This is a genomic window from Kytococcus aerolatus (assembly GCF_900187395.1).
Classification (GTDB): Bacteria; Actinomycetota; Actinomycetes; order Actinomycetales; family Dermatophilaceae; genus Kytococcus; species Kytococcus aerolatus.
On sequence record NZ_FYEZ01000003.1, the window covers coordinates 211,342 to 235,188 of the forward strand.

Below are 23,847 nucleotides of genomic sequence, written 5' to 3' on the forward strand. Positions count from 1 at the left end.
GGTCGAGGCAACTCGCACACCCACCCCCTCACCAGCCCCCGCACCACACGCTTTTCCACACCCGCCCAGATACCTTCCCCTCGACTAGCCTCGGTCTCGCGCGCCCCCTGAACAAGTGGCCAATTTCCCTCCGGAACCTCGTTCTTCATAATTTTCCACGTACCGCCCAAATTCTCCACACGAACCCTTCGAAGATATGACTCCACCATGGGCTCACCCCCCCCACTTCATCTATATATTCATAAACGTCCGTCTCCCTTGCGGTCACCTCGACCACTCCAGGCCCCATAATCCGGTGGCCCACCAATTCTACTGAGACCCGACCTGGAAGGACATTAAGACGTTCATCACCAACAACCAGTACATCCTCGCTCCGCAGAAGGTCCCGCAGATCATCCTCCTCGCTCGCCGCTGACCCACTGACTTGAACCCTCCCGTCCATGTAGCGAGAAGCGGAGGCACCCACATTCGGCAGGGCATGGCGATTCCCACCAATGGTGGAGGCCCTCTCCTGGGAAAGGGCCTCCACTTGGGCCACAATTTCACCAACTGGCGGATCACTGGCCGACGCAGTCTCTACCACGCCAACGCTTGAGAGAACCCCACCGACTGCCACTAGAACAACACGTGCCCGCAACATTTCCCCTCCTCGTCACCCAACTCTCTTGCGCTACAGCGCATCACCTTTGACCCTCCAGGAGGTGGCGGAAAGCCTCCAGGTTGCGGGTGCTCTCCCCTCGGGAGAGGCGCCAGTCCCACTCCGCCTGCATGGCCGAGCGGAAGCCCAGCGCGAGGACCTCGTTGAAGATGCCGTCGCTGGCCTGGAGAATCGCCCCGAGGGTCTCGTCGAGCCAGGTCTCGGTGGCGCCGGCCAGCGGGGCACGCCCCACCAGGTAGACGTCCCCGGAGTCGTCGACGGCGTAGGCGATACCGGGCAGGCCCAGGTTGCGACGCAGCAGCAGCCGGTGGACCGCCTCGTGGTTCTCGTCGGCGTTCCGGACCACGAAGGCGATGACCCCCACCGAGCGCTCCCCCACCCGCACCTGCACGACCGTGCGCAGCTTGCGCTCCCCCGGCAGGGTGATGGCCCAGACCGGGATGTCCCGGCCGGCGTCGTCGACGATCCGCTCGGCCGCCACGCCCTCCACGTGCTCCGGGGAGGACGGGTCGGCGTAGGCAGCCACCCAGGCCTCGACCACGGCCACGGCGGCGGCACGGGTGGCGGAGCGGCTCACGGGGGCGGCACCCTCGGTGCGGTCAGGCGTCATCACGGCCTCCTGCGAGCTCGCCGTAGGCGGTCAGGTGCGCGGCCGCGGCGTCCCGCCACGAGAGCCGCTCCCCCCGGCGGGCCGCGCGCACCGCCAGCTCATCACGGAGGGCGGCGTCACCCAGCACCGCCCTCAGGGCATCCGCCCACGGGGCAGGCTCGTGCCCCTCCACGAGGAGACCCGCCCCGTCGAGAGCCCGAGGCAGACCCCCTACGTGGGCGGCCACGACCGGCGCCCCGACGGCGAGCGCCTCGGCGGCCACGAGGCCGAAGGACTCGGTGCGGCTCGGGACGGCCACCACGTCCGCGGCGGCGAGGATCTCCGCGAGCTCGGCGGGCGGCACGGCACCGCGGGTGTGCAGCCGGTCGCGCGCCGGGGAGGTCACGATGCGCGCGGGCAGCCAGTCGGAACCGGAGGCCCCGCTCGGACCGCCCACGAAGAGCACGTGGACCGGCGCGGCGGCGCGCGCGGCCAGCGCCTCGGCGGCCGCCACGAGGACGTCCTGCCCCTTCACCTCCTGCCAGCGGCCGGCCTGCACCACGAGCAGCGCGTCCGGCCCCAGCCCGAGGGATCCCCGCACCTCCTCGCGCACGGCCTCCCGGCGGGTCGGCTCGAGGGGGCGGAAGGTGTCGGTGTCCACACCCGGCGGGATGACGGTGACGCGTTCGCGCGCGGCACCCTGCTCGAGGAGCTCCTCGGCCTCCTCGGGGGTGCTCGCCACGGCCAGGTCGACCGTGCGCAGCAGCTGGGTCTCGGCCTCGAGCCGTCCGGCGGGCTCCGGCAGCCAGTCCCCCACCCCGGTGAGCTCGGCATTCTTCGTGGCACCCAGCGTGTGCATCGTGTGGGCGTGCAGCGGCAGCCGCCCCACCGGGAGGCCGGCGCACGCCTCGCAGGTCAGCCGCTCGGCGGCGAGCCCGGAGAGCCAGTAGTGCGAGTGCACGACGTCCGCGGTCAGACCCGCGGCCACGAGATCGGCCAGGACGGCGTCCCCGAAGTCCCCGGTGGTGCCCGGGAGGTCCTCCTTGGTCGCGCCCGGCGGGCCGACGGGCAGCCCCACGACGGTGACGTCCCGGTCGTCCACCTCCCAGCGCTCCCCGGTCTCCGAGCGCGTGTAGACCCGCACCCGGGCCCCCAGCGCCGCCTGGGCGCGGGAGAGCTGCCGCACGTAGGTGTTCATGCCCCCGGCGTCGCCCGTGCCGGGATCCTCCAGGGGTGAGGTGTGCAGGCTGAGCACCACGACGGTGGGCTGCGGGGCGGGCGAGGTGGTCACCTCCCAGAGTCTGCCACCGGCTTCTCCAGCAGGCCCCGCCCAGTACGCTCGGCCACCATGCGGCCGGTCGGGGACATCACGCGTGGGACGACCGCCCCCAACCGGCTGCGCCGCGTGGACCGGTGGATGGTGCGCCGGCTGGGGTCGGTGCTGCGGGCCACGCCCGAGCCCCTCGTGGTGGACCTCGGTTTCGGCGCGCTGCCCCTGACGACCGCCGAGACCTTCGACCGGGTGCGCGCCGTCGCCCCGGGCGCCCGGGTGCTCGGCCTGGAGATCGACCCCGAGCGGGTCGCCGCCGCCCAGTCGTGGGCCCGCCCCGGGCTCTCCTTCGCCCGGGGCGGTTTCGAACTGGCCGGCCTCACCGGGCGGATCACCGCCCTGCGGGCCTTCAACGTGCTGCGTCAGTACCCCGAGGAGGCCGTCCCGGAGGCCTGGGCCCAGCTCCGGGCCGGGCTCACCGCGGACGGGCTCCTCCTGGAGGGCACCTCCAACGAGATCGGCCAGCGGGCGGTCTGGGTGACCCTCGACCGGAACGGTCCGCTGACCCTCACCCTTTCCTGGGCGATGGCCCAGGTGGACCCGCCCTCGGCCATCGCCGAGCGGCTGCCCAAGGTGCTCATCCATCACAACGTGCCCGGGCAGCCCGTCCACGCCCTGCTGCAGGAGCTCGACATGGCCTGGCACACCCACGCCCACCTGGCCACCTGGGGGCGGCGGCAACGCTTTGCCGCCGCGGGCCGCACCCTGGCCGCCCGCTGGCCAGTCGTCGACGCCCGGCACGGCCCCCGCCGCGGGGAGCTCACCGTCCCCTGGGAGACGGTCGCCCCGGTGTGAACCACCCCCACCGCGGGGAGCGGTTCAGGCGTTGAGAAAGCCGGTGACGAGCTCCCGGACCCGCTTCCGGTGGGCCCACACCAGGCCGCCGGGCGGCAGGATCTCCACCGTCGCCTCGCCCAGCGCCTCCCCGAGCTGGCGCGCCACCACCGCCGGGTGGGCGTCGTCCTCCTCCTGCCCGATGACGAGCACCGGCACCCGGACATCCGCCAGCACCGCCCGGTCCTCGATCGGGTGGGCGCCGGGCAGGGCGCGCAGCGCGGCCCCGGCCCCGGCCCCCACGAGGGCCCGGGCCTGCTGCTCGCAGAAGGCCTGCACCGCCGGGGTGTCGCGGACGGCCGCGGGCTGGTCCTCGCGCAGCCAGGCGACGAGCCCGTCGAGATCCCCTGCGTCGACGAGGCCCGCCATTCGCTCCATGCGGCGCAGCGCGGCGTCCTCCCGCTCGTGGTCGATGACCGCCGGGATGATCAGCACGACCCGCTCGAAGCGGTCCGGCGTCTCGGCGAGGACCCGGGTCAACGCACCGGCCCCCATGCTCAGCCCCACCGCCCGGCTGGCCCCGTGCCGGTCGGCCACCGAGCGCAGGTCCGCGGCCAGCTCGCCGTAGTCCCAGCCCTCGGCCGGCGCGAGGGAACGGCCGTGGCCACGCTGGTGGAGGAAGACCGACGAGCCCTCCACCCCGGTCGCGAAGGGACGGGTGGAGGTGATGGACCCGGCCAGCCCGTGCGCGTAGACGGTCACCGGCTCCCCCTGCCCGGTGGCGAAGACCTCCAGCGGCCCGTCCGGTCCCTCCTCCAGGTGGGTCTGCGGCCCGGGGAGAGCGCTCACCACATCCGGCCCGGGGACTGCGCGTTGGCCAGGACGCCCTCGATCCGCGGCTTGGTGCTGGCCAGGTAGACGGTGGCCACGATGACCGCGACGAGCCCCAGCAGGGTCATGCCCACGAAGGGTGCCCAGAGGCCCCGGAGCGCCGCGAAGGCGTAGCCGTAGACGAACCAGGCACCGACGGCGGCGCACAGGGCCAGGACCACCACCCAGAACACCTTGGTGCGGGCGTCGGCGGCGGGGAAGGCGTCCACGCGCGTGGTGAGGGCGTGGACCAGGGCCCGGACCTCCACGACGAGGGAGGTGACCGCGAGGGCGAGCATGATCCAGGTCTCGGTCACGAGGATCCAGCGGACGAGCTCCATCACGCACCGCCCTCCGCGCGCAGGCCGGCACGGACCGTGTCGGTCACCAGGACCTGCCCGACCTGACGCCCGTGACCCATGATCGGCACCTCGGCCAACCGGTCCAGGGAGGCGTGGGTGGTGCCCAGGGCACGGAGGGCCTCGACCATCACCGCGTGGCAGGCCCGCCCCTGACCGTCGGTGATCTTCACGGCGAGCCCGCGCCCGTCCGGGAGGCCGAGGGCCAGCACCGCCTCGGCACCGTCCTTGGCGATGGAGCCCGGGAGGGCGCGCATCAGGGCGGTCACCTCCCGGCGGGTGCCCCCGACGTACTGCGGGTGCTCCCGCATGGCCCGCGCGACGGTGGCCTCCGGGCCGTCCTCCGCGCTGGCGATCCGCCCGAAGGAGCGGGCCAGACCGGCCAGGGAGAGGGACATCACCGGGGCGCCGCAGCCGTCGACCGCGACCTGCTCCACCGCGTCGCCGGAGAGCTCCTCCATGGCACGACGGATCTCCTGCTGCAGCGGGTGCTCCAGCTCGCGGTAGGTCTGCGTGCCCCACCCTGCCGCCACGCAGGCGGCCAGCATGCCGGCGTGCTTCCCGGAGCAGTTCTGCGCCAGCGAGGACGCCCTCCCGCCCGCGGCCAGGTAGGCGGCGCGGGCCTCGTCGTCGATCGGCCAGGAGGGGGTGTTCTGCAGGTAGGACTCGTCCAGCCCGACCGCGGCCAGCCCCTGCCGCACGGCCTCCAGGTGGAAGGCCTCCCCGGAGTGGCTGGCGCACGCCAGGGCCAGGTGGGGCCCGTCCAGCTCGGCACCGGCCCGCAGCATCCCGACCGCCTGCATGGGCTTGTTCGAGGAGCGCGGGAACATCGGCGCGTCCACCTCACCCACGGCCAGCTCGATCTCGCCGGACAGGGAGGTCACGACGACCAGCCCGTGGTGGACCGACTCGACGAGCTCCCCACGGACCACGTGGGCGACGACGGGTGCCTCGGCGAGGGGCGAGGCGTGGGCGGCGGGGGTGTGGGCAGTCACCCTGCGGAGGGTAGCCGTTCGCGGGCCCGGGCACGGCGAGGCCCCGCCCCCGGAAGGGGCGGGGCCTCGCGCTCACCGGCGTCCGGGACGCCCGGTGCGGTGTCTCAGATGCGGTCGGTGCGCCCCTCGTCCAGGCCCTCGATGTCGATCTTCTCGCGACGCAGGGACTCGGTGATCTCGCGGTTCTCGGTGACGACCTTCTTGTTGAGGCCGATCTCCTCGACGGCGTAGACCTCCTTGGAGACCACCGGGTGCTCCTCGACCAGGGTGATCTCGAACTCGTCGTCGAGGAAGTCGAAGGCACCCAGGGCCTGGCCGTCGGTGATCTCGCGACGCTCGATCTCGATGGACTCGCGCTCGAGCGGCACGGAGACGGTCTCCTGCTCCTCGACCACGTACTTCTTCAGGCGGACGGCACCGGTCTCGCGGCGCTCCTTGCCCACGTTGAGGCGCTCCTCGTGGCGGGTCACGGACTTGCGCTCGCCGTCGACGGCGCCGAGGCCGGCACGGTCCGCGGTGCGGTCCGCGGCCAGGTCGGTGCGCTCACGGTCGGCGTAGCCGGCGGTGGGGACGGCCGTGGTGGCGTCCTCGTCGCGCAGACCGTCACGGTTGCCGAGGAAGCCGGCGGGCTGACCCTCGACCGGCTCGTTCTCCAGGGCACCGGTGCGGCCGCGGTCCAGGTCGGCGTCGTAGCCGGTGGCCAGGCCCTCGCGGCGCTCGTCGCCCTCGGTGGCGGCGAGACCGGCGGTGGTACCGGCAGCGAGACCGGCCGGGGCCACGGCCTGACCGCCGTCCCAGCGCCCGAACTGCTCGTCGCGGTTGGCGTCCAGCTCGCCCTCGCGCACCTCGCCGTCGGTGTCGACGAGGCCCTCGCGGCGGGTCTCCACACCGTCCCGGTCGCCGGTGAGGCCGACCTGGTCGTCGCCCTCGAAGGCCACGCCGTAGTAGCGGTAGAGCTCGACCTCGTGCTCGGCGTCGAGGTGCTGGCCGGCCTCGATGCGCGGGGAGTCCTTGACCTTGTCCTTGGTGTAGGGAACGGCCAGGCCGCCGTCGGCGACGGTGGCGTCGTCCAGCGGGACGAAGCTGTCACCACCGAACATGCCCGTGTTGACCGTGGCCCAGGCCGGCTGACCGGTCTGGTCGTCCAGGTAGATGTCGCTGATGGACCCGATCTTCTCGTTGTCGGGACCGAAGAGGTCACCGCCACGCAGGTCCTGCAGCTGCTCCTTGCTGATCATGTCTACTCCTTCAGGCCCGATGGCGAGCCGTGTCGGTCACTGGTCTCCCGCCGGAAGTCCGGGGGGTTCTCACCCACCGTATTGGGGAATCCTCCCCACGCCAACAGGGAGCCCGTGGGAATCGTCACGTCAGAGGCGGGGACGACGCGGCCGACCTCCCACCGCCACGACGACCTCCTGGGCTGCCGAGACGCTCCCGATGCTCAGTTCCTCCTCGGCCGGGGTGGATCGCTTCACCACGGCCAGACCGATCGGTCCCAGCTCGTGGTGCCGGGCCACGCTCGTGAGCCGCCCCACCACCTTGCCCGATCCCGGCTCGGTGGGACTGGCTCCGACCCGGACCTCGGAGCCCGCCGCCGGCAGCTCGTGACCGGAGCCGTCCAGGTGCAGGAAGACCAGGCGGCGGGGCGGCTGCCCCAGGTTCTGCACGCGGGCCACCGTCTCCTGCCCCCGGTAGCAGCCCTTCTCCAGGTGCACGGCGGTCCGGAGCCAGTCGAGCTCGTGCGGGATGCTCCGGTCGTCCACCTCCGCCCAGCCGGGCCGCCAGGCCTCCACGCGCAGCGCCTCCAGCGCCCACCACCCGGCCAGGGGGCGGTCCCCCGCCCAGGACTCGACCTCGTCGCGCGGCACGATCACCTCGCGCCAGGCCCAGGCCGCACCCGGGTGCTCCCCCAGGTCCTCGGGGGTGCGCACGGCCGTCCGGCCGACGGGACCGGGCCAGGGGTCCACCCAGGTGGGCGGCTCCCCCGCCGCGCCGGGGCGCCCCACCGGCTCCCCCAGGACCGCGTGGCGATCCGTGACCTCCGCGACCTCCACGCGCAGCATGAAGCGCATCGAGTCCAACCAGGTGGCCAGCGCTCCCGCCCGGCCCGGCTCGGTGGTGATCCAGGTGGTCTCCCCGTCGTCCACCAGGTGCAACAGGTGCTCGATGCGTCCCTGGGGGGTGAGCACGAAGGCCTCGGCCGACTCGCGCGGGGCCAGCGAGGCGAGGTCCTGGGTGGTGAGGCTGTGCAACCACGTGAGGCGGCCCGGCCCGGTCACCGTGAGCACACCCCGGTCCGAGAGGTCCACCACCGCCAGCCCCTCCCGCAGGAGCCGCTGCTCCCGCAACGGGTCACCGTGGTGGACGGCGGTACGACGGTCCATCCGGACGGATCCGGGACGGTCCGAGAGGGGCGAGGCGGCGTCGGTGGCAGTCACCTCCGGGGAACAGATCGAGACCGCGGGGGATTCCACGCCCGTGGTCTGAGCCCCGTCCCCAGCCACCCCACCTACCCTGTCGGCATGAGCGAACTGCACGACGACGTCTCGCGCGCGTCCGGCGCCATGCCCACGGGCCGGGAAGGGAGGCCCCGGCGGAACCCGTGGCGCATCGGGTGCGGCCTGTTGGTCCTCCTGGCGCTTCTGACCGGCATCGGTGGCGCCGTGTGGGTGTGGAACCTGAATCGGACGGTGGAGAACAACATCGTCCACGAGGCGCTCCTGCCCGACGAGGTGGAGGACGGCCACCCGCCGGGCGTGAGGGTCGACGTGGACAGCGACGGCGACGGCAAGGCGGACACGAACCTCGACACCGACGGCGACGGCAGGCCCGACAAGAATCTCGACTCGGACCACGACGGCAAGGCCGACTACCGCACCGACGGCAGTGCGGACTGGGACGGCGGCTACCTCGAGGACGAGGGCGGGGAGCCTGCCCCCCAGCCCTCCGGCACCAGCGGAGCGCCCGCCCCCCAGCCCTCCGGCACCAGCGGAGCGCCCGCCCCCCAGCCCTCCGGCACCAGCGGAGCGCCCGCCCCCCGGAAGTCGGTCGCACCGCAGGCCCCCAAGGACGCGGAGGAGAAGGCCACGAATCCGGACGTCGACGCCGAGGGTGCCCGCAACGTCCTCATCGTCGGCGAGGACGCAGGAGGCGGAGCTCAGCGATCCGATGTCATGATCCTGGCCCACCTGAACGCCGCCGGCGACAAGGCCACGCTGATCCACTTTCCCCGTGACCTCTATGTCCCGATCCCGGGCTACGGCCACAACAAGTTGAACGCTGCGTACGCTCTCGGGGGGGCCCCTCTGCTGACCCAGACCTTCCAGGGAGCGCTGAACGTCCCGGTCGACGATGTGGTCATCACCGACTTCGACCACTTCGCGGCCACCGTTGACGAGGTCGGGGGCGTGACGGTCGACAACCCTCACGCCTCTCCCAAGTTCGGCGCCGGCCAGGTGACCTTGGGCAGTGGCAGCGAGGCACTCCGTTTCGTCCGTGAGCGCAAGACCCTCTCCCAGGGGGATATGGGGCGTGGCCAGCGCCAGATGGCCGTCCTGCAGGCGACAGCTCGAGAAGCCATGAGCACTCGCAACCCGAACCGGGTGAACAGCGTCCTCGACGCTGCCACGAGGAACGTCCGCGTGAGCGGCGGTCTCACCACGCAGGAGATCCGAAGCATGGGCTTCGACTTCCTCACTGGCCGCGGAGACATCGAGTACCGCACCGCACCCTACGCCGGGCTCGGATGGTCCCCCGACGGTCGCCAGAGCATCGTGATCGCGGACTGGCCGGGGTTGCGATCTCTCGGCGACCAGATCCGCAACGACACGCTGTGAGACCCGGACGCACCGTGACGCGGTGAGTCCGCACGAGGAGGGCCCCGAGGAGATCGTTCCCCGGGGCCCTCCTCGTGCGTGGACGGTGGCGCTCAGCCCTCGACGCGCTTGAGCTGGGCGGACATGTGGCTGGTCATCGGGTGGCCCTTGTAGGCCATGTCCAGGACCCACATGAGATCGCCCTCCACGAGCCCGTAGAGACGCTTGGCGGCGGTGTACTCCTCGGCGTCGAGGGTACGCAGGATGCCGTCGGTCGCCAGCTCGATGCTGGGACGCTCCGGGTGCCGCTGGCCGAAGTACTGCTCGACGTACCCGGTCGGGTGGGCGAGCAGGAGCGAGAACTCACCGTCCTCCCCCTGCGGCCGCCAGTAGCCACTCTCCACCGCGGCCGGCTCGGCGGGCTGACCGTCGGCGTCGAGCAGCCAGGTGCGGCTCGTCCACTCGATGAAGTCACGCCCGTCGTGGGCGGCCACGAGCTCCTGCCCGAAGTGGGCGGACTCCCGGTCGGGATAGCCGATGACGCCGGCTCCCTCCCAGCGGCCGAGCATCCAGGCCAGGGGGGCCAGACGCGGGGACATGGTGGGGTCGATCTGGAAGACCACGGGGACTCCTCCTGCGGGGGGGGTGCGGGACGCGGACCGTCGGTGCGGTCGGGTCAGGTGAGCGGGGTGCTGCCGAGCAGCGTGAAGAGGCCGGCCACGATACCGGCGAGCAGGGTGCTCACCAGTCCGGTGACCAGGCCGCCGCGGGCTCCGGAGCGCACCGCCGGCAGGCGCAGGAGCACGAGCCGGCAGGCCTGGGAGACCGCGGGGGCCAGCACCGCGAGCGCGGCGAGCAGCAGGGTGTCGGGCACGTCGAGCTCGTGCCGGCCGACGGACCAGCCCAGGGCGGTGGCCGCGCCGACGAGGGAGCCGACGGCCCACGACTCGGCTCGCCGGTGGACGAAGAGCGCGTCCCCGACGGCCGTGACCGCCAGCCCCGCGGCCGTGGTGACCGCCACGAGCGGGGTGGCCCAGCTCCACAGCAGCCCGGCCCCCAGCACGAGGGTCGCGAAGATCTCTGCCGAGAGCACGTCCACCACCCGGGGGCGCCCGTCGCGGCGCCACACCTGGTGGGCCAGCGCGCCGAGCACGCCACCGGCCAGGGGCAGCGCCCACCAGACGGACCCCACCTCGGGCGCCTCCCCGCGGTGGGCAGCCCAGGCGGCGACGCCCCCCAGCAGGACGACCAGGCCCAGGACCCCCGTGACGCCACGGTGGGAGGGCAGGTCCAGCACCCGCCCCCAGCCCCCGGCGACGACCGCCCCGAGGAGGGAGGCGACGAGGACCCCGCCGACGGTCCCGCCGAGCAGCTGACCGGTCAGGAGGAGCAGGGCGGAGAGCGCCGCGGCGAGACCGGCGGCCCGGCCGCCGCGCTCCATCGGCAGTCGCTCCCGGGGGTCCCCTCCGGGGCGCGTGGCACGGTCCTGCGTCACCCGGCCCTCCCGGTGTCTCGACGTCCTCACGATCGCCCCCACACTACGGCGCCGGGCCCCCGTGGGGTGAGGCGAGGCGGACCGGTCCCCCGTGGACCTCCGCGCCGTGGTGAAATGGACGGATGGTGCCGGAGATCGTCAGTCGCCCCCCGTCCGAGCTCACGGACGAGGACCGCCGCGCGCTGCGCACCCTCGTGGAGCGAGCCACCCGGGCGGACGGTGTGGAGCCCCTCAACGAGGAGTCGCGCCTGGCCGCGCGGCACGGCACCCCGGACCGCACCCACCTCCTGGCCCCGGACGAGGACGGGGGCCTGCGCGGCTACGCGACCCTGGCCAACGGGGCCGCGGAGGTCGTCATCGACCCGGCCCACCGCGGCCACGGGATCGGCGGGGAGCTGCTCGACCGGCTCCGCGCCGAGGACCCGGACCTGCTCCTGTGGTCCCACGGCGACCTCGACGGCGGGCGGCGCCTGGCCGCCTCGCGGGGCCTGGCCCCCCGCCGCTCGCTGTGGCGCATGGAGCGACCGGTGAGCGGTGAGTTCTCCGAGCTCCCCCCGGTCCGGCTGCCCGAGGGCGTCTCCGTGCGCCCCTTCCGGCCGGGGGAGGACGACGAGACCTGGCTGGAGCTCAACGCCCGGGCCTTTGCCGACCACCCCGAGCAGGGTCGGATGACGCTCCAGGACCTCCACGAGCGCCAGCAGGAGAGCTGGTTCGACCCGACGGGCTTCCTCCTGCTCGTCCGCGAGGAGGACGATGCCGTGGTGGCCTTCCACTGGACGAAGATCGACGAGCACGGCACCGGCGAGGTCTACGTCGTCGGGGTCGACCCGGAGCAGCAGGGCCACGGGCTCGGGCGCGCCGCCACCCTGGTCGGCCTCCACCACCTCGCCGAGCGGGGCGTGGGGACGGTCGAGCTCTACGTCGACGGGGACAACGACCCGGCGGTCCGCACCTACGGCGGGCTCGGCTTCGAGCGGGCCGCGGTCGACCGGCAGTACGGCCCGCCGCTCGGCTGAGCGGCTCGACGCCAGCGCGGACCTCTCCGGCCCGCCAGTAGGGTTTGGGACATGCCCCCCACCCATCCGATCGTCCGCCCCCCGCTGCCCCGACGCCCGCGGGGGGCGGCGTCGGCCGGCGAGACGCTCTCCGGCAGCGATGAGGAGATGCCCCCGGACCGCTTCCTCGAGCGCGAGACGAGCTGGCTGCAGTTCAACGAGCGGGTGCTCGAGCTGGCGACGGACGAGCGCCTGCCCCTCCTGGAGCGCACCCGCTACCTGGCGATCTTCGCAAGCAATCTCGACGAGTTCTTCATGGTGCGCGTGGCCGGACTCAAGCGTCGCTTGGCCACCGGGCTGGCCCTGCGCACCCCCTCCGGCCGGGAGCCGCAGGAGATCCTCGGCTCGGTGCTGCGGGGAGCCCGCGAGCTCATGGCCGAGCACGCCCGGCTCCACTGCGAGGTCATCGCCCCCGCCCTCGACGAGGAGGGGATCCGCCTCGTGCACTGGGGGGATCTTACCCGGGCCGAGCAGGACCACGTGTCGGACTTCTTCGCCCGGGACGTGTACCCGGTCCTCACCCCCTTCGCGGTCGACCCGGCCCACCCCTTCCCGTACATCTCGGGGCTCTCGCTGAACCTCGCGATCACCCTGCGGGACCCGCGGACCGGCAGCGAGCACTTCGCCCGGGTCAAGGTGCCCCCGGCCCTCCCCCGCCTGCTGCAGATCTCCCACCTGGTGGGCGCAGGGCTCCGCGACGACGAGGTGGTGGAGACCGAGGTGGGCGCGCGCTTCCTGCCCATCGAGGAGGTCATCGCCGAGCATCTGGACATGCTCTTCCCGGGCATGGAGGTGGTGGAGAACTACACCTTCCGCGTCACCCGCAACGAGGACCTCGAGGTGGAGGAGGACGAGACCGAGAACCTCCTCACCGCCCTGGAGCGGGAGCTCTCCCGGCGCCGCTTCGGCCCCGCGGTCCGACTGGAGGTCGCCGAGGACATGTCCCCGGCAATCCGGGCCAAGCTCGAGCACGAGCTCGACGTCTCCCCCCGCGAGGTGTTCGTCCTGCCCGCACCGCTGGACCTGCGGGCCCTCCACCGAATCGCGAACCTGGAGCTGCCCCACCTGCGCTGGCAGCCCCTGCACGCCCACACCCACGTGGACCTGTCCCCGCGGGAGCAGTCCGGTGACGCCGACGTCCTGGGGGCCGTCCGTCGCCGCGAGGTGCTCCTCCACCACCCCTACGACTCTTTCGCCACCTCCGTCCAGCGCCTCGTGGAGCAGGCCGCCGCCGACCCGCAGGTGCTGGCCATCAAGCAGACGCTCTACCGGACCAGCGGCGACTCCCCGATCATCGACGCGCTCATCGAGGCCGCGCAGTCCGGCAAGCAGGTGCTGGCCGTGGTGGAGATCAAGGCCCGCTTCGACGAGTCGAACAACATCACCTGGGCCCGGAAGCTCGAGGAGGCCGGCGCCCACGTCGTCTACGGCCAGCTCGGGCTGAAGACCCACGCCAAGATCTGCCTGGTGGTCCGGCAGGAGGCGCGTGGGCTGCGCCGGTACGTGCACATCGGCACCGGCAACTACAACCCCCGTACCGCGCGCCAGTACGAGGACCTCGGCCTGCTCACCTCCGACCCGGTGGTCGGCGAGGACATCACCCGGTTGTTCAACCTGCTCTCCGGGATGGCCCCCGAGGCGACCTTCCGGCGCCTCCTCGTGGCCCCGAACACCATGCGCGAGCAGGTCGTCGCCCGGATCGACGCCCAGGCCGAGCACGCCCGGGCAGGTCGCCCCGCGCACGTCCGGATCAAGGTGAACAGCCTCGTCGACGAGACCGTCATCGACGCCTGCTACCGGGCCTCCCGGGCCGGGGTGCGGGTGGACGTGTGGGTCCGGGGGATCTGCGCCCTGCGCCCGGGCGTGCCCGGCCTCAGCGAGAACATCCGCGTCCGCTCGATCCTGGGCCGGCTGCTGGAGCACAGCCGCGCGCTCGTCCTCGGCGTCCCGGGGAACCCGGAGAACCCGGTCGAGACCTGGATCGGGTCGGCCGATCTCATGCACCGCAATCTCGACCGGCGCGTGGAGGCCCTGGTCCGGCTCCAGGAGCCCGCGCACCGGGCCCAGGTGATGGGTCTCTTCGACCGCGCCTTCTCCCCAGACACCGCCCGCTGGGAGCTGCAGGCCGACGGCACCTGGACCCGGTGCTCGACGAGCGACGACGGCCGACCGCTCACCGACCTCCAGTTCGCCCTCGAACAGGAACACACCTCCCGACGCCGAAAGGGACGACGCCGATGACCGATCAGATCGTGCAGGCCGCCGGGGCGCTCCCCTGGCGCCGCCGCAAGGGCAAGCTCGAGGTGGCCATGGTCCACCGCCCCCACTACGACGACTGGAGCTGGCCCAAGGGGAAGCTCGACCCGGACGAGCTCCTCCCGGAGACCGCCGCCCGCGAGGTCCAGGAGGAGGCCGCGCTGCGGGTCCACCTCGGGCGCCCGCTGCCCACCTCCGAGTACACGATGCCGAAGGGTGGGCGGAAGCGCGTCCACTACTGGGCCGCCCGGGTGGAGAAGGAGCTCGGCGGGCTGGAGCACGAGGTGGACGAGATCGTCTGGGCCACCCCGGAGAAGGCCGCCCAGCGGCTGACCTACGCCCACGACGCCGAGCAGCTGGAGGCCCTCATCGCCCACGAGGCGAGGGGTCACCTGGACACCTGGTCGCTGGTCATCCTGCGCCACTCCCTGGCCCTCCCCCGCAGGGGGTGGCACGGCCCGGACCCCGAACGCCCCCTGGTGCCCGAGGGCTTCGACCGGTCCACCGTGCTGGCCGGTTCGCTGGCGGCCTTCGGGGTGGACCGGATCGTCTCCTCCCCCTCGGCCCGCTGCGCCGACACCGTGGCGCCCTTCGCCGCCGAGCAGGGGTTGCGCCCCCGGTTCAAGGCGGGCCTCTCCGAGGAGGGTTTCGCGGAGAAGCCGAAGAAGGCCGCCAAGCACGTCCTGAAGGCCGCGGCCCGGGGCCGGGGCACAGTGCTCTGCTCGCACGGCCCGGTGCTCGGCAGCATGCTGCGGACCCTGGCCGATCGCGCCGCGAGTGACGCCGCCGCCGAGGCCGAGCTGCTGCACCTGGCCGAGAACGGCATGGACAAGGGCGGCTTCGTGGTGGCCCACATGATCGGCCGGGGGGAGACCGCCCAGGTGGTGACCGCCGAGATCTGGTGACGCCGCCTCCCCGCCCGCGGTGCTGCAGGCGGGGAGAGGACGCTCAGCGCGGCGAGTGGTGGTGCTGCTGCGCCGCCTCCAGGCCCGAGTGCAGGAGCCGCTCCACGGCGTCGGCACCGTCTCCCAGCAGGAAGGGGAGCTCCTGGCGCTCGGTGCTCGTGAAGTCGCGCAGCACGAAGTCGGCGACGTCCATCCGCCCCGGCGGACGGCCGATCCCCAGCCGCACCCGGTGGTAGTCCTTGGTCCCCAGCGACTTCGTGATCGACCGCAGGCCGTTGTGGCCGCCCTCGCCGCCGCCGAGCTTGAGCCGCACCGCCCCGAAGTCGATGTCCAGCTCGTCGTGGAGCACCACGAGGCGCTCCGGCTCGATCCGGTGGTACTTCATCAGCCCGCTGACCGGTCCCCCGCTGAGGTTCATGAAGTCCAACGGGGTGGCCAGGACCACCCGCGGACCCGGCCGACCACCGGGGAGCACCCCGAGTCGCGTCTCGGCCGCGACCGCCCGCGCCGGCTTCGCCGCCGAGAGCCGCACGCCGGCTGCGGCCGCCATCTCCGCGACGACCATCGCGCCCACGTTGTGGCGGTTGCCGGCGTAGCGGGGGCCCGGGTTACCCAGGCCCACCACCAGCCAGGGGCTGTCTTCGCTCGTCATGTGCTCCTCCTCGGGGCGTGCAGGGTCGGGGGCGTGCAGGAGTCCGGACACGGGGGCGGGGCCCCACCATCGTGGCAGGGCCCCGCTTCGCCGTGGTGCGGGTTCCCGGTCACCCGGAACCCGCCCGGGCTCACTCGGAGGCGGACTCGCCCTCGGCGGCGTCGTCGCCACCCTCGGACTTGCCACCCTCCTCGACGTCCTCCGGCTCGTCCTGCTCGATGCCGGCCTCGGCCTCGGCCTCGGCGAGCTCGGCCTCCAGGGCCTCGGCGGACATGGCCTCGGAGATGTTGACCATCGCCTCCTCGGGGTCGGTGACGAGCTCGACACCGGCCGGGAGCTGGAGGTCGGCGGCGTGGATGATCGTGCCGGCCTCGGCACCCTCCACGTCGACGGTGATGAACTCGGGGATGTCCAGCACCGGGGCCTTGACCAGCACGGTGGCGGTCGGGACGGAGACGAGGGTCTCCGGGGCGGCCTCGCCCTCGACCTGCACGGCGACCTCGACGTCGACCTTCTCGTCACGGTTCACGATGACGAAGTCGACGTGCTCGATGACCGGCTTGAGCGGGTTGCGCTGGATGTCCTTGGCCAGGACAAGGCGGTCCATGTCACCCCAGGTGAGGGTCATGAGCGCGTTGGTGGTGCGCAGCGCGATGAAGGCCTCGTGGCCGGGGAGCAGCACGTGAAAGGGGCCCTCGCCGTGGCCGTAGATGACGGCGGGGATCTTGCCGTCGCGGCGGGCCTGGCGGGCGGAGCCCTTGCCGAAGGTGGTGCGCTCCTCGCAGGCGAGGGTGACGGTCTGGTTGGCCATGGTGATCTCCTCGGATCGTGGGGGCGAGTACCGCCGCGACGATCCGCCCCCGGAGATCAGGCTCCCGGGCCGTTCCGTACGCCGCGTCGATCACGGGCATCCCCCTGGTGGGGAGCCCCTCGCCGAAGCTCAGGTCAGACGATTCTACCCGATGCCGAGAGCCCTCCCGGACCGCTCTGGTCCGGGAGGGCTCTCGGGGCAGCTCTCGAGGAGGTCTCCTCAGGCGCGGCCGTCGAACATGCTCGTCACCGAGCCGTCGGCGAAGACCTCGTGGATCGCCCGGCTGAGCAGCGGAGCGATCGGGAGGATCGTCAGGCCGTCGAAGCGGCACTCCTCGGCGATGGGGAGGGTGTCGGTGAGGATCACCTCGCGGGCGGCGGAGTCCCGCAGGCGCTCCACCGCCTTGCCGGAGAGGATGCCGTGCGTGGCGGCGATGATGACGCTCTTGGCACCCTGGGCCATGAGCGCGTCCGCGGCCTTGCAGATGGTGCCGCCGGAGTCGATCATGTCGTCGACCAGCACGCAGACCCGCCCCTCGACCTCACCGATGACCCGGTTGGCCATCGACTCGTTCGGGCGGGTGATGTCACGCGTCTTGTGGATGAAGGCCAGCGGCCGGTTGCCCAGCTTCTGCGCCCACTGCTCGGCGACCTTGATCCGACCGGCGTCCGGGGAGACCACGACGATGTCCTCGTCGCCGTACTTGGCGTTCACGTGGTCGGTGAGGATCGGCATCGCCATGAGGTGGTCGACCGGGCCGTCGAAGAAACCCTGGATCTGCGAGGTGTGCAGGTCCACCGCCATGAGCCGGTCGGCCCCCGCGGTCTTGAACAGGTCCGCCACGAGGCGGGCCGAGATCGGCTCGCGCCCCCGGTGCTTCTTGTCCTGCCGGGCATACCCGTAGAAGGGCATGACCACCGTGATCCGCTTGGCCGAGGCGCGCTTCAGCGCGTCGACCATGATCAGGTGCTCCATGATCCAGGTGTTGATCGGGGCGGTGTGGGCCTGGATGACGAAGGCGTCGCACCCGCGGACCGACTCGTTGTAGCGCACGTAGAGCTCGCCGTTGGCGAACTCGTAGGCCTCGGTGGGCACCACCTGCGTGCCCAGCTCACGGGCGATCGAGTGGGCCAGCTCCTCGTGCGCGCGCCCCGAGAACACCATGAGGTTCTTCTCGGTGGTCCGCTGGATGGCCATCGGGATCTCGCTGTCGAGATGGCTCAACGGGGGGACCTGCTCGCCTGCGTCACTCATCGTGCCTCCTGCCTCGGGATACGGTGCAGTGTCTCAGGCCTCGGAGGAGCGCTCGCGCGCCACCTCGTCAGCAGCCTGCGCGGCCTCGGCCGAGGCCGTGCCCGCACGCTTGTCCCGCACCCAGCCCTCGATGTTCTTCTGCGGGGCCACGGTGATCGCCAGGGCACCGGCCGGGACGTCCTTGCGGACCACGGTCCCGGCACCGGTGTAGGCGCCGTCGCCGACGGTCACCGGGGCGATGAACATCGTGTCCGACCCGGTGCGGCAGTGGTTCCCGATGTGGGTGCGCGACTTCGTGACGCCGTCGTAGTTCACGAAGACGCTCGAGGCGCCGATGTTCGAGTGGTCGCCGATCTCCGCATCACCCACGTAGGTGAGGTGCGGGACCTTCGTCCCCACGCCGATCTCGGAGTTCTTGGTCTCCACGAAGGTGCCGATCTTGGCGTCGCGCCCCAGGACGGTGTTCGGGCGGAGGTAGGCGAAGGGGCCGACCGTGGCGCCCTCCCCGACGGTGGAGAGCTCGCCGTGGGTCCGGACCACGGAGGCACCGGCCCCGACCTCGACGTCGGTGAGGGTGGTGTCCGGGCCGAGCACGACGTCGTCGCCGATGGTGCAGGCGCCCAGGAGCTGGGTGTTCGGGCGGATGACCACGTCCCGGCCGAGGGTGACGTCCACGTCGATCCAGGTGCTGGCCGGGTCGACGACGGTGACCCCCTCCAGCTGCCAGTGGCGCACGATCCGGCGATTCATCTCCGCCCCGAGCTCGGAGAGCTGGGCACGGTTGTTCACGCCGGAGATCTGCTCGGCGTCGTCGATGCGGTGGGCGGCCACCGTGCCGCCGGCCTCGCGGGCCAGCTGGAGGACGTCGGTGAGGTACTTCTCGCCCTGGCTGTTGTCGGTGCCGAGGTTCGGCAGGTGCTCGCGGAGCACGGCCGCGTCGAAGGCCCAGATGCCGGAGTTGATCTCCCGGAGGTCGAGCACGTCGGCGTCCTCGCCGCCGGCCTCGCGGGCCGCCAGGGCGTCCTTGTGCTCCATCACCTTGCGCACCGAGCCGTCGGCGTCGCGAACGATGCGGCCGTAGCCGGTGGGGTCCTCGAGCTCGGCGGTGATCACGGTGACCGCGGCTCCCGCGGACTCGTGGGCGGCGGTGAGATCCGTCAGCGTCTGCCCGGCCAGCAGCGGGACGTCACCCATGGTGACGATCACGGTGCCGGTCAGGTCGCCCGGGAGGACCTCCAGGCCGCACTCGGCGGCGCGGCCAGTGCCCTTGATCTCGTCCTGGTCGGCGACGAGGGCGGCGGGGTCGACCTCGGCCACGTGGGCGGCGACGCGCTCCCGCTCGTGGCGCACCACGACCGAGAGGTGCTGCGGCGCGGCCTCGCGCGCGGCGTGCAGAGCGTGCCCCAGGAGGGTGCGCCCGCCGACCGGGTGGAGCACCTTCGGGAGGGCCGACTTCATCCGGGTTCCCTCACCGGCGGCGAGGACGATGACGGCAGCGGGCTGTGCAGTACTCAACAGGACTCCAGCGATCGACGACAGGGGCCGCTGGCAGCGCGACCCGGTTTCGCACCGACTGTACTGCGTCCGCGCCGGGTCACCGCTCGGCTCCCCGGGTAGGAATCGAACCTACGTCCCTTGTCCTGATTCAAAGTCAGGCGGCCCCTACCAGCAGAGCAACCGGGGAACGCCCCCGCAGGGGCCGACCCAGCCTACGTGGCCGGTGGATCAGACGGCAGGGACGCCGAAGAAGGTGGTGCGCCGCGTGAAACGCGCCACATCATCGAGCTCGTAGAAGTCGGCGAAGCGCACCGCCGTCGCGCTGCCGTCCTTCAGGGTGCCCTCGAAGCGACCGTGGCAGGCCACCTGGCTGGTGGCCGGGTCGGCCACCACGCTCTCGAGGACGTGCTCGCCGGAGGCGATCACCCGGTCCCCCGCGTAGAAGGCCCGCAGCGCCTCGTGCCCCTCGAAGGGCTCGTACCCGGGACGCTCGTAGACCGCGTCGGGGGTGAAGAGGGCCAGCAGGGCCTCGAGATCGTCGGCGTCGACGGCGCGGTAGTAGGCACGGACGGCGGCCTCGAGGGCCGCGGCCCGCTCGGCGGGGGACTGGGTGGGGCGCTCGGTGGGGTTCATGCACCCACACTAGGAGCTTTCCCGGCGCACGGGAAGGCTCGGCGGACCGGAAGGGGCCACCCTGATCAGATGTCTCGATGTCGAGATTCTTGGTCGGCGTAGGCTGGACACATGGCCCCCACCCCGCACCCTGACCTCCCGGCCAACCAGCCCGCCGCCGACGAGGTCGACGCCGTCCTGGCGGCCTGGGAGCGGGAGCGGCCCGATCTCGACGTCAGCCCGCTGGGTGTCTTCTCCCGCGTCTCCCGCCTCGCCCGGCTCCTGGACATCGCCCGCCGGGAGGCCTTCGGGGCGGGCGGCCTGGAGGCCTGGGAGTTCGACGTGCTCTCCGCGCTGCGACGCGCCGGCACCCCCTACGAGCTCTCCCCCGGCGCCCTGGTGGCCCAGACGCTCGTCACCAGCGGCACCATGACCAACCGCATCGACCGGCTCACGGCACGGGGCCACGTGGAGCGCGAGCCCTCCCCGACCGACCGGCGCGGCGTCATCGTGCGACTCACCCCCCGGGGGCAGGAGGCCGTCGACGCGGCGATGGAGCTCCTGCTCGCCCACGAGCAGGAGCTCCTCGCTGCCCTCACCCCGGACGACCGTGAGCACCTGGCCGCCACGCTGCGGCAGGTGCTCACGGGACTGGAGGGCTGAGGCCTCCGGGAGTGGCCCGGGTCAGCGGACCTGGGGGAAGCGGCCCGGGTCGTTGGCGGTCTCGCCGTCGTCCACGGCCTCCTTGGCCGGGAGGACGATGTTCGGGTCGGGGGTCCCCACGACGGACTCGTCCTTCATCGGGTAGTCGATCTTCGACAGGACGGCGCGCATGGCCTCCAGGCGGGCGCGCTTCTTGTCGTTGCTGCGGATGACGGTCCACGGGGCGTCACCGGTGTCGGTGTAGAAGAACATCGCCTCCTTGGCCTCGGTGTACGCGTCCCACTTGTCCAGGGAGGCCACGTCGGTGGGGCTGAGCTTCCAGTGGCGCACCGGGTCGGTGTGGCGCTTGGTGAAGCGGAAGGCCTGCTCGGAGCGGCCCACGGAGAACCAGAACTTGAACAGGTGGACGCCGGAGTTCACGAGCATGCGCTCGAACTCGGGGGCGGAGCGCATGAACTCCTGGTACTGCGACGGGGTGCAGTAGCCCATGACGCGCTCGACGCCGGCCCGGTTGTACCAGGAGCGGTCGAAGAAGACGATCTCACCGCCGCTGGGCAGGTGCGGGACGTAGCGCTGGAAGTACCACTGGGACTCCTCGCGCTCGGTCGGCTTCTCGAGGGCGACCACACGGGCACCACGCGGGTTGAGGTGCTCGGTGAAGCGCTTGATGGAACCACCCTTGCCGGCGGCGTCGCGACCCTCGAAGAGGATGGCGATCTTGTCACCGTTGCGCTTGATGTGGTGCTGCATCTTGAGCAGCTCGATCTGCAGGTCGTGCTTGATCTGCTCGTACTCCGCCCGCTTCATCTTCTTGTCGTACGGGTACCCGAAGCGCCACGAGCTGGGCCCCACCGGGGTGCCCTGCGCCTTGAGCGAGGCCTTCAGGTCCTCGAGCCGCTCGGCGATCTCCGGGTCCGGGTTCGAGGGGTCCACGAGGATCGGCACCTGGGCCGGGTCGGCGACGGCCGCCTCGAGGGCCGTCTTGTCGGCGTCCTTGACCTTGCTCCCCGCATCCTTGCTCTGGGACTTCTTGCCGCTCTGGCTGGTGGACTTGCTCGTGGCCATGTGGCCTCCCCGGGTCGATGGGTGCGGACCCCCCATCCTAGGCGGCACCCACCCCGGCCAACGGGAAGCCCCACCGGAGGGCGCCTGCACTCATCGCAAGAGAAGACCACCAGCGCATTTCACGAACCACTGAATTTTCACCACGACCGCCACCCCGGCAGTGGCCGCCTCCGAGCCCGAGCCCCCGCTGGGTCTCACCAGCCTCACCACCTTCCAGGTGGCCACCACCTCCCAGTGCGGAGGCCGCCGGCAGTACAGCATCAGCGGTCAGGACTACAACTCGCACTTCACGATCCAGAACACCAAGCCGGGCGAGCCGATCACGAACATCGCCATGACCTTCTGGCTGCCGACGGACGCCGGGACCGTCTGGTACCCGGCTGGCGGCTCCTCGTCCTGCTGGTCCCGTCCCACCGCCACGGGCAACACGCAGGTACGAAACGGGCTGCTCTACCGCGCCTACACCAGCTCCTTCAGCTGCAGTGCCACCGCGACCGGCACGACCTTCCGCATCCCGAGCTCGCAGATGTTCAACTGGGTCTCCTCCTGCCAGAGCTCCTACACCGCTCCCTCGGGGATCGCCTACAACTACAACCAGACGGCGAACATCCGAGACGAGACGCTCGTGAAGGACAACGGCTGGAACAACACCATGGAGCCCTGGTGACCACCACCGACTGAAGCCAACACCGCAGGGGGCCAACTCCACCAGGGGTTGGCCCCCTGCTGTGCCGCTGCGGTCGTGCCCCTCAAGCGCCCGGGGCCCCCCCGCGGCCGGCGGCGAGCATGTCCTCGCGACTCACGACCTTGATGCGCTCGCGGCCAGCTGCCTCGCCGAGCGCCCGCTCATGGGCGTCCAGCGCGTTCCAGTTCTCCAGCAGCGTGAGCTCCACGCCCTCCGCGCGGAGGGCGTCGAGCAGGTCGTCCGGCTCCGCCGGGGCCGGCGGCAGCGTGTCCACGTCCGCCAGCAGCGACTCGATGGTCTCCTTCGCGTCGGACTTCGTGTGCCCGATGAGGCCCACCGGTCCGCGCTTGATCCACCCGGTCACGTAGGCACCCTGCTTGGGCGCGCCACCCTCCAGGACGCGGCCGGCCTCGTGCGGGATGGTCCCGGTGGTGTGGTCAAAGGGCAGGCCGGGCAGCTCGCTGCTCAGGTAGCCGACGGCGCGGTAGACCGCCTGCACGTCCCAATCGCGGAACTCGCCGGTGCCGGAGACGGTGCCGTCGCCGTTGTACTGCATCACCTCGGTGCGCAGGCCGGTCACCGAGTCGTCCCCCAGCACCTCGACGGGGGCCTGCATGAGGTGCAGGTGGATGCGGTGCGGCGCCCCGGTGGGCTCCTTCTCCAGGTACTTCAGCAGGGTGTCCACCACGAGCTTGGTCGACTTCGCCTTCTGGATGGCCTCCTGGCCGGCGTCGTCGATCTCGAAGCCCTCCTCGGTCATGACCACGTCGACGCTCGGCGAGTGCGAGAGCTCGCGGAACTCCATCGGGGAGAACTTCAGGTGCGCCGGGCCGCGGCGGGCGAAGACGTGGATGTCCTTCGCCCGGTTGGCCCTCAGCCCCTCGTAGACGTTCTGCGGGATCTCGGTGGTGAGCTGCTCGTCGGCCGGCTTGGCCAGCATGCGTGCCACGTCCAGGGCCACGTTGCCGGCGCCGATGACAGCCACCGACTCGGCCTCCAGCGGCCACTCGCGGGGCACGTCGGGGTGGCCGTCGTACCAGCTCACGAACTCGGCCGCGCCGTGCGAGCCCTGCTTGTCGATGCCCGGGATGTCCAGCGGGCGGTCGGCCATCGCGCCGGTGGCGACGATCACCGCGTCGTAGTGGCGCCGGAGCTGCTCGAAGGTCACGTCGGTCCCGAAGTCCACGTTGCCCACGAAGCGGATCCGCTCGGCGTCGAGCACCCGCCGCAGGGCCTTGATGATCTCCTTGATGCGCGGGTGGTCCGGGGCGACGCCGTAGCGCACCAGGCCGTAGGGGGTGGGCAGGCGGTCGAAGACGTCGACGGTCGCCTGCTCGTGCTCCTTGGTGAGGATGTCCGCGGCGTAGATGCCGGCGGGGCCGGCTCCGATGACGGCAACCTTCACAGGGCGCATGGGGACCTCTCGCTCGAGTGCACGGGCTCGACGGGAGGACCCCGGAGCCCGAATGGGCAAGGTCAACCTTACCAACGCGGGAGGGTCGCGCCC

Annotated in this window: 23 protein-coding genes and 1 tRNA gene; 7 read left to right on the forward strand and 17 right to left on the reverse strand. The window is 72.2% G+C overall.

What is annotated here, in order from left to right:
• Nucleotides 1–680 precede the first annotated feature (680 nt).
• Nucleotides 681–1,268: a YbjN domain-containing protein gene (locus CFT82_RS10310; protein ID WP_088819038.1), complete on the reverse strand. Its 588-nt coding sequence runs from the start codon at nt 1,266–1,268 to the stop codon at nt 681–683.
• The gene (locus CFT82_RS10315) at nt 1,258–2,538 is read right to left on the reverse strand and encodes a glycosyltransferase (protein WP_088819039.1); all 1,281 of its coding nucleotides are present in this window, start codon (nt 2,536–2,538) and stop codon (nt 1,258–1,260) included. Before CFT82_RS10315 ends, CFT82_RS10310 begins: the two co-directional genes overlap by 11 nt.
• A gap of 57 nt (nt 2,539–2,595) precedes the next feature.
• On the opposite strand from CFT82_RS10315, the gene CFT82_RS10320 reads away from it, so the two are divergent.
• Nucleotides 2,596–3,372 (forward strand): O-methyltransferase, encoded by a 777-nt coding sequence (locus CFT82_RS10320; RefSeq protein WP_088819040.1) that lies wholly within the window; start codon nt 2,596–2,598, stop codon nt 3,370–3,372.
• A 24-nt stretch (nt 3,373–3,396) separates the two neighbouring features.
• Here CFT82_RS10320 and CFT82_RS10325 read toward each other — a convergent pair whose 3' ends face one another.
• The 5 genes from CFT82_RS10325 to ygfZ form a co-directional block, all read right to left on the reverse strand.
• On the reverse strand, nt 3,397–4,200 hold the full coding sequence (locus CFT82_RS10325; protein ID WP_088819041.1) for an alpha/beta fold hydrolase: 804 nt from the start codon (nt 4,198–4,200) through the stop codon (nt 3,397–3,399).
• The gene (locus CFT82_RS10330) at nt 4,197–4,562 is read right to left on the reverse strand and encodes a DUF2516 family protein (RefSeq protein WP_088819042.1); all 366 of its coding nucleotides are present in this window, start codon (nt 4,560–4,562) and stop codon (nt 4,197–4,199) included. Before CFT82_RS10330 ends, CFT82_RS10325 begins: the two co-directional genes overlap by 4 nt.
• Nucleotides 4,562–5,575 carry an asparaginase gene (locus CFT82_RS10335; RefSeq protein ID WP_088819043.1) on the reverse strand — a complete coding sequence of 338 codons (1,014 nt, stop codon included), beginning with the start codon at nt 5,573–5,575 and terminating at the stop codon, nt 4,562–4,564. Before CFT82_RS10335 ends, CFT82_RS10330 begins: the two co-directional genes overlap by 1 nt.
• 104 nt (nt 5,576–5,679) lie before the next feature.
• Entirely contained in the window at nt 5,680–6,813 is a 1,134-nt protein-coding gene (locus CFT82_RS10340) for a DUF2382 domain-containing protein (protein ID WP_088819044.1), read from the reverse strand.
• 129 nt (nt 6,814–6,942) lie between these two features.
• Nucleotides 6,943–7,959, reverse strand: a complete 1,017-nt coding sequence (gene ygfZ / locus CFT82_RS10345; RefSeq protein WP_088819198.1) for a CAF17-like 4Fe-4S cluster assembly/insertion protein YgfZ — start codon at nt 7,957–7,959, stop codon at nt 6,943–6,945.
• A gap of 138 nt (nt 7,960–8,097) precedes the next feature.
• Between ygfZ and CFT82_RS12240 the strand changes: the two genes are divergently transcribed.
• Nucleotides 8,098–9,411: an LCP family protein gene (locus CFT82_RS12240; protein ID WP_143469614.1), complete on the forward strand. Its 1,314-nt coding sequence runs from the start codon at nt 8,098–8,100 to the stop codon at nt 9,409–9,411.
• A gap of 92 nt (nt 9,412–9,503) precedes the next feature.
• Here the strand turns inward: CFT82_RS12240 and CFT82_RS10355 are convergent, their stop codons facing one another.
• Nucleotides 9,504–10,013, reverse strand: coding sequence for an FABP family protein (locus tag CFT82_RS10355; RefSeq protein WP_088819046.1), 510 nt, complete (start codon nt 10,011–10,013; stop codon nt 9,504–9,506).
• Nucleotides 10,014–10,066: 53 nt separating this feature from the next.
• Nucleotides 10,067–10,885 carry a hypothetical protein gene (locus tag CFT82_RS10360; protein WP_088819047.1) on the reverse strand — a complete coding sequence of 273 codons (819 nt, stop codon included), beginning with the start codon at nt 10,883–10,885 and terminating at the stop codon, nt 10,067–10,069.
• 122 nt (nt 10,886–11,007) lie between these two features.
• Here CFT82_RS10360 and mshD point away from each other — a divergent pair, with 122 nt between their 5' ends.
• Genes mshD through CFT82_RS10375 form a run of 3 tightly spaced genes read left to right on the forward strand, consistent with a single transcriptional unit; the run spans nt 11,008 to nt 15,101 of the window.
• Nucleotides 11,008–11,901 carry a mycothiol synthase gene (mshD, locus tag CFT82_RS10365; RefSeq protein WP_088819048.1) on the forward strand — a complete coding sequence of 298 codons (894 nt, stop codon included), beginning with the start codon at nt 11,008–11,010 and terminating at the stop codon, nt 11,899–11,901.
• 51 nt (nt 11,902–11,952) lie between these two features.
• Nucleotides 11,953–14,181, forward strand: coding sequence for an RNA degradosome polyphosphate kinase (locus CFT82_RS10370; RefSeq protein ID WP_088819050.1), 2,229 nt, complete (start codon nt 11,953–11,955; stop codon nt 14,179–14,181).
• Nucleotides 14,178–15,101: an NUDIX hydrolase gene (locus tag CFT82_RS10375; RefSeq protein WP_088819052.1), complete on the forward strand. Its 924-nt coding sequence runs from the start codon at nt 14,178–14,180 to the stop codon at nt 15,099–15,101. The genes CFT82_RS10370 and CFT82_RS10375 overlap by 4 nt, the downstream gene beginning before the upstream one ends.
• 43 nt (nt 15,102–15,144) lie before the next feature.
• Here CFT82_RS10375 and pth read toward each other — a convergent pair whose 3' ends face one another.
• The 6 genes from pth to CFT82_RS10405 form a co-directional block, all read right to left on the reverse strand.
• Nucleotides 15,145–15,753: an aminoacyl-tRNA hydrolase gene (pth, locus tag CFT82_RS10380; RefSeq protein ID WP_088819054.1), complete on the reverse strand. Its 609-nt coding sequence runs from the start codon at nt 15,751–15,753 to the stop codon at nt 15,145–15,147.
• A 130-nt stretch (nt 15,754–15,883) separates the two neighbouring features.
• Nucleotides 15,884–16,564, reverse strand: coding sequence for a 50S ribosomal protein L25/general stress protein Ctc (locus tag CFT82_RS10385; RefSeq protein WP_088819055.1), 681 nt, complete (start codon nt 16,562–16,564; stop codon nt 15,884–15,886).
• A gap of 219 nt (nt 16,565–16,783) precedes the next feature.
• Nucleotides 16,784–17,761 (reverse strand): ribose-phosphate diphosphokinase, encoded by a 978-nt coding sequence (locus CFT82_RS10390; RefSeq protein WP_088819199.1) that lies wholly within the window; start codon nt 17,759–17,761, stop codon nt 16,784–16,786.
• A 90-nt stretch (nt 17,762–17,851) separates the two neighbouring features.
• Nucleotides 17,852–19,333 (reverse strand): bifunctional UDP-N-acetylglucosamine diphosphorylase/glucosamine-1-phosphate N-acetyltransferase GlmU, encoded by a 1,482-nt coding sequence (glmU, locus tag CFT82_RS10395; protein WP_088819057.1) that lies wholly within the window; start codon nt 19,331–19,333, stop codon nt 17,852–17,854.
• A gap of 90 nt (nt 19,334–19,423) precedes the next feature.
• Nucleotides 19,424–19,502: transfer RNA gene (locus CFT82_RS10400), tRNA-Gln, on the reverse strand.
• Nucleotides 19,503–19,543: 41 nt separating this feature from the next.
• Nucleotides 19,544–19,948 carry a nuclear transport factor 2 family protein gene (locus tag CFT82_RS10405; protein WP_088819059.1) on the reverse strand — a complete coding sequence of 135 codons (405 nt, stop codon included), beginning with the start codon at nt 19,946–19,948 and terminating at the stop codon, nt 19,544–19,546.
• Between the two features lie 111 nt (nt 19,949–20,059).
• On the opposite strand from CFT82_RS10405, the gene CFT82_RS10410 reads away from it, so the two are divergent.
• A complete protein-coding gene (locus CFT82_RS10410; protein WP_088819060.1) occupies nt 20,060–20,590 on the forward strand; it encodes a MarR family winged helix-turn-helix transcriptional regulator in 531 nt (176 codons plus the stop codon).
• Between the two features lie 21 nt (nt 20,591–20,611).
• On the opposite strand, the gene ppk2 is transcribed toward CFT82_RS10410, so the two are convergent.
• Nucleotides 20,612–21,655, reverse strand: a complete 1,044-nt coding sequence (gene ppk2 / locus CFT82_RS10415; protein WP_234994404.1) for a polyphosphate kinase 2 — start codon at nt 21,653–21,655, stop codon at nt 20,612–20,614.
• A 160-nt stretch (nt 21,656–21,815) separates the two neighbouring features.
• On the opposite strand from ppk2, the gene CFT82_RS10420 reads away from it, so the two are divergent.
• Nucleotides 21,816–22,322: a hypothetical protein gene (locus CFT82_RS10420; protein WP_088819062.1), complete on the forward strand. Its 507-nt coding sequence runs from the start codon at nt 21,816–21,818 to the stop codon at nt 22,320–22,322.
• A gap of 82 nt (nt 22,323–22,404) precedes the next feature.
• Here CFT82_RS10420 and CFT82_RS10425 read toward each other — a convergent pair whose 3' ends face one another.
• Nucleotides 22,405–23,754, reverse strand: a complete 1,350-nt coding sequence (locus CFT82_RS10425; RefSeq protein WP_088819063.1) for an FAD-dependent oxidoreductase — start codon at nt 23,752–23,754, stop codon at nt 22,405–22,407.
• Nucleotides 23,755–23,847 lie beyond the last annotated feature (93 nt).

Excerpts from the sequence above, each read along its gene's own strand:
- CFT82_RS10310 (WP_088819038.1), bottom strand. The coding sequence starts at position 1,268 with ATGACGCCTGACCGCACCGAGGGTGCCGCCCCCGTGAGCCGCTCCGCC.
- CFT82_RS10320 (WP_088819040.1), top strand. The coding sequence starts at position 2,596 with ATGCGGCCGGTCGGGGACATCACGCGTGGGACGACCGCCCCCAACCGG.
- CFT82_RS10330 (WP_088819042.1), bottom strand. The coding sequence starts at position 4,562 with ATGGAGCTCGTCCGCTGGATCCTCGTGACCGAGACCTGGATCATGCTC.
- CFT82_RS10340 (WP_088819044.1), bottom strand. The coding sequence starts at position 6,813 with ATGATCAGCAAGGAGCAGCTGCAGGACCTGCGTGGCGGTGACCTCTTC.
- ygfZ (WP_088819198.1), bottom strand. The coding sequence starts at position 7,959 with ATGGACCGTCGTACCGCCGTCCACCACGGTGACCCGTTGCGGGAGCAG.
- CFT82_RS12240 (WP_143469614.1), top strand. The coding sequence starts at position 8,098 with ATGAGCGAACTGCACGACGACGTCTCGCGCGCGTCCGGCGCCATGCCC.
- mshD (WP_088819048.1), top strand. The coding sequence starts at position 11,008 with ATGGTGCCGGAGATCGTCAGTCGCCCCCCGTCCGAGCTCACGGACGAG.
- CFT82_RS10370 (WP_088819050.1), top strand. The coding sequence starts at position 11,953 with ATGCCCCCCACCCATCCGATCGTCCGCCCCCCGCTGCCCCGACGCCCG.
- CFT82_RS10375 (WP_088819052.1), top strand. The coding sequence starts at position 14,178 with ATGACCGATCAGATCGTGCAGGCCGCCGGGGCGCTCCCCTGGCGCCGC.
- pth (WP_088819054.1), bottom strand. The coding sequence starts at position 15,753 with ATGACGAGCGAAGACAGCCCCTGGCTGGTGGTGGGCCTGGGTAACCCG.
- CFT82_RS10385 (WP_088819055.1), bottom strand. The coding sequence starts at position 16,564 with ATGGCCAACCAGACCGTCACCCTCGCCTGCGAGGAGCGCACCACCTTC.
- CFT82_RS10390 (WP_088819199.1), bottom strand. The coding sequence starts at position 17,761 with ATGGCCATCCAGCGGACCACCGAGAAGAACCTCATGGTGTTCTCGGGG.
- CFT82_RS10405 (WP_088819059.1), bottom strand. The coding sequence starts at position 19,948 with ATGAACCCCACCGAGCGCCCCACCCAGTCCCCCGCCGAGCGGGCCGCG.
- CFT82_RS10410 (WP_088819060.1), top strand. The coding sequence starts at position 20,060 with ATGGCCCCCACCCCGCACCCTGACCTCCCGGCCAACCAGCCCGCCGCC.
- ppk2 (WP_234994404.1), bottom strand. The coding sequence starts at position 21,655 with ATGGCCACGAGCAAGTCCACCAGCCAGAGCGGCAAGAAGTCCCAGAGC.
- CFT82_RS10425 (WP_088819063.1), bottom strand. The coding sequence starts at position 23,754 with ATGCGCCCTGTGAAGGTTGCCGTCATCGGAGCCGGCCCCGCCGGCATC.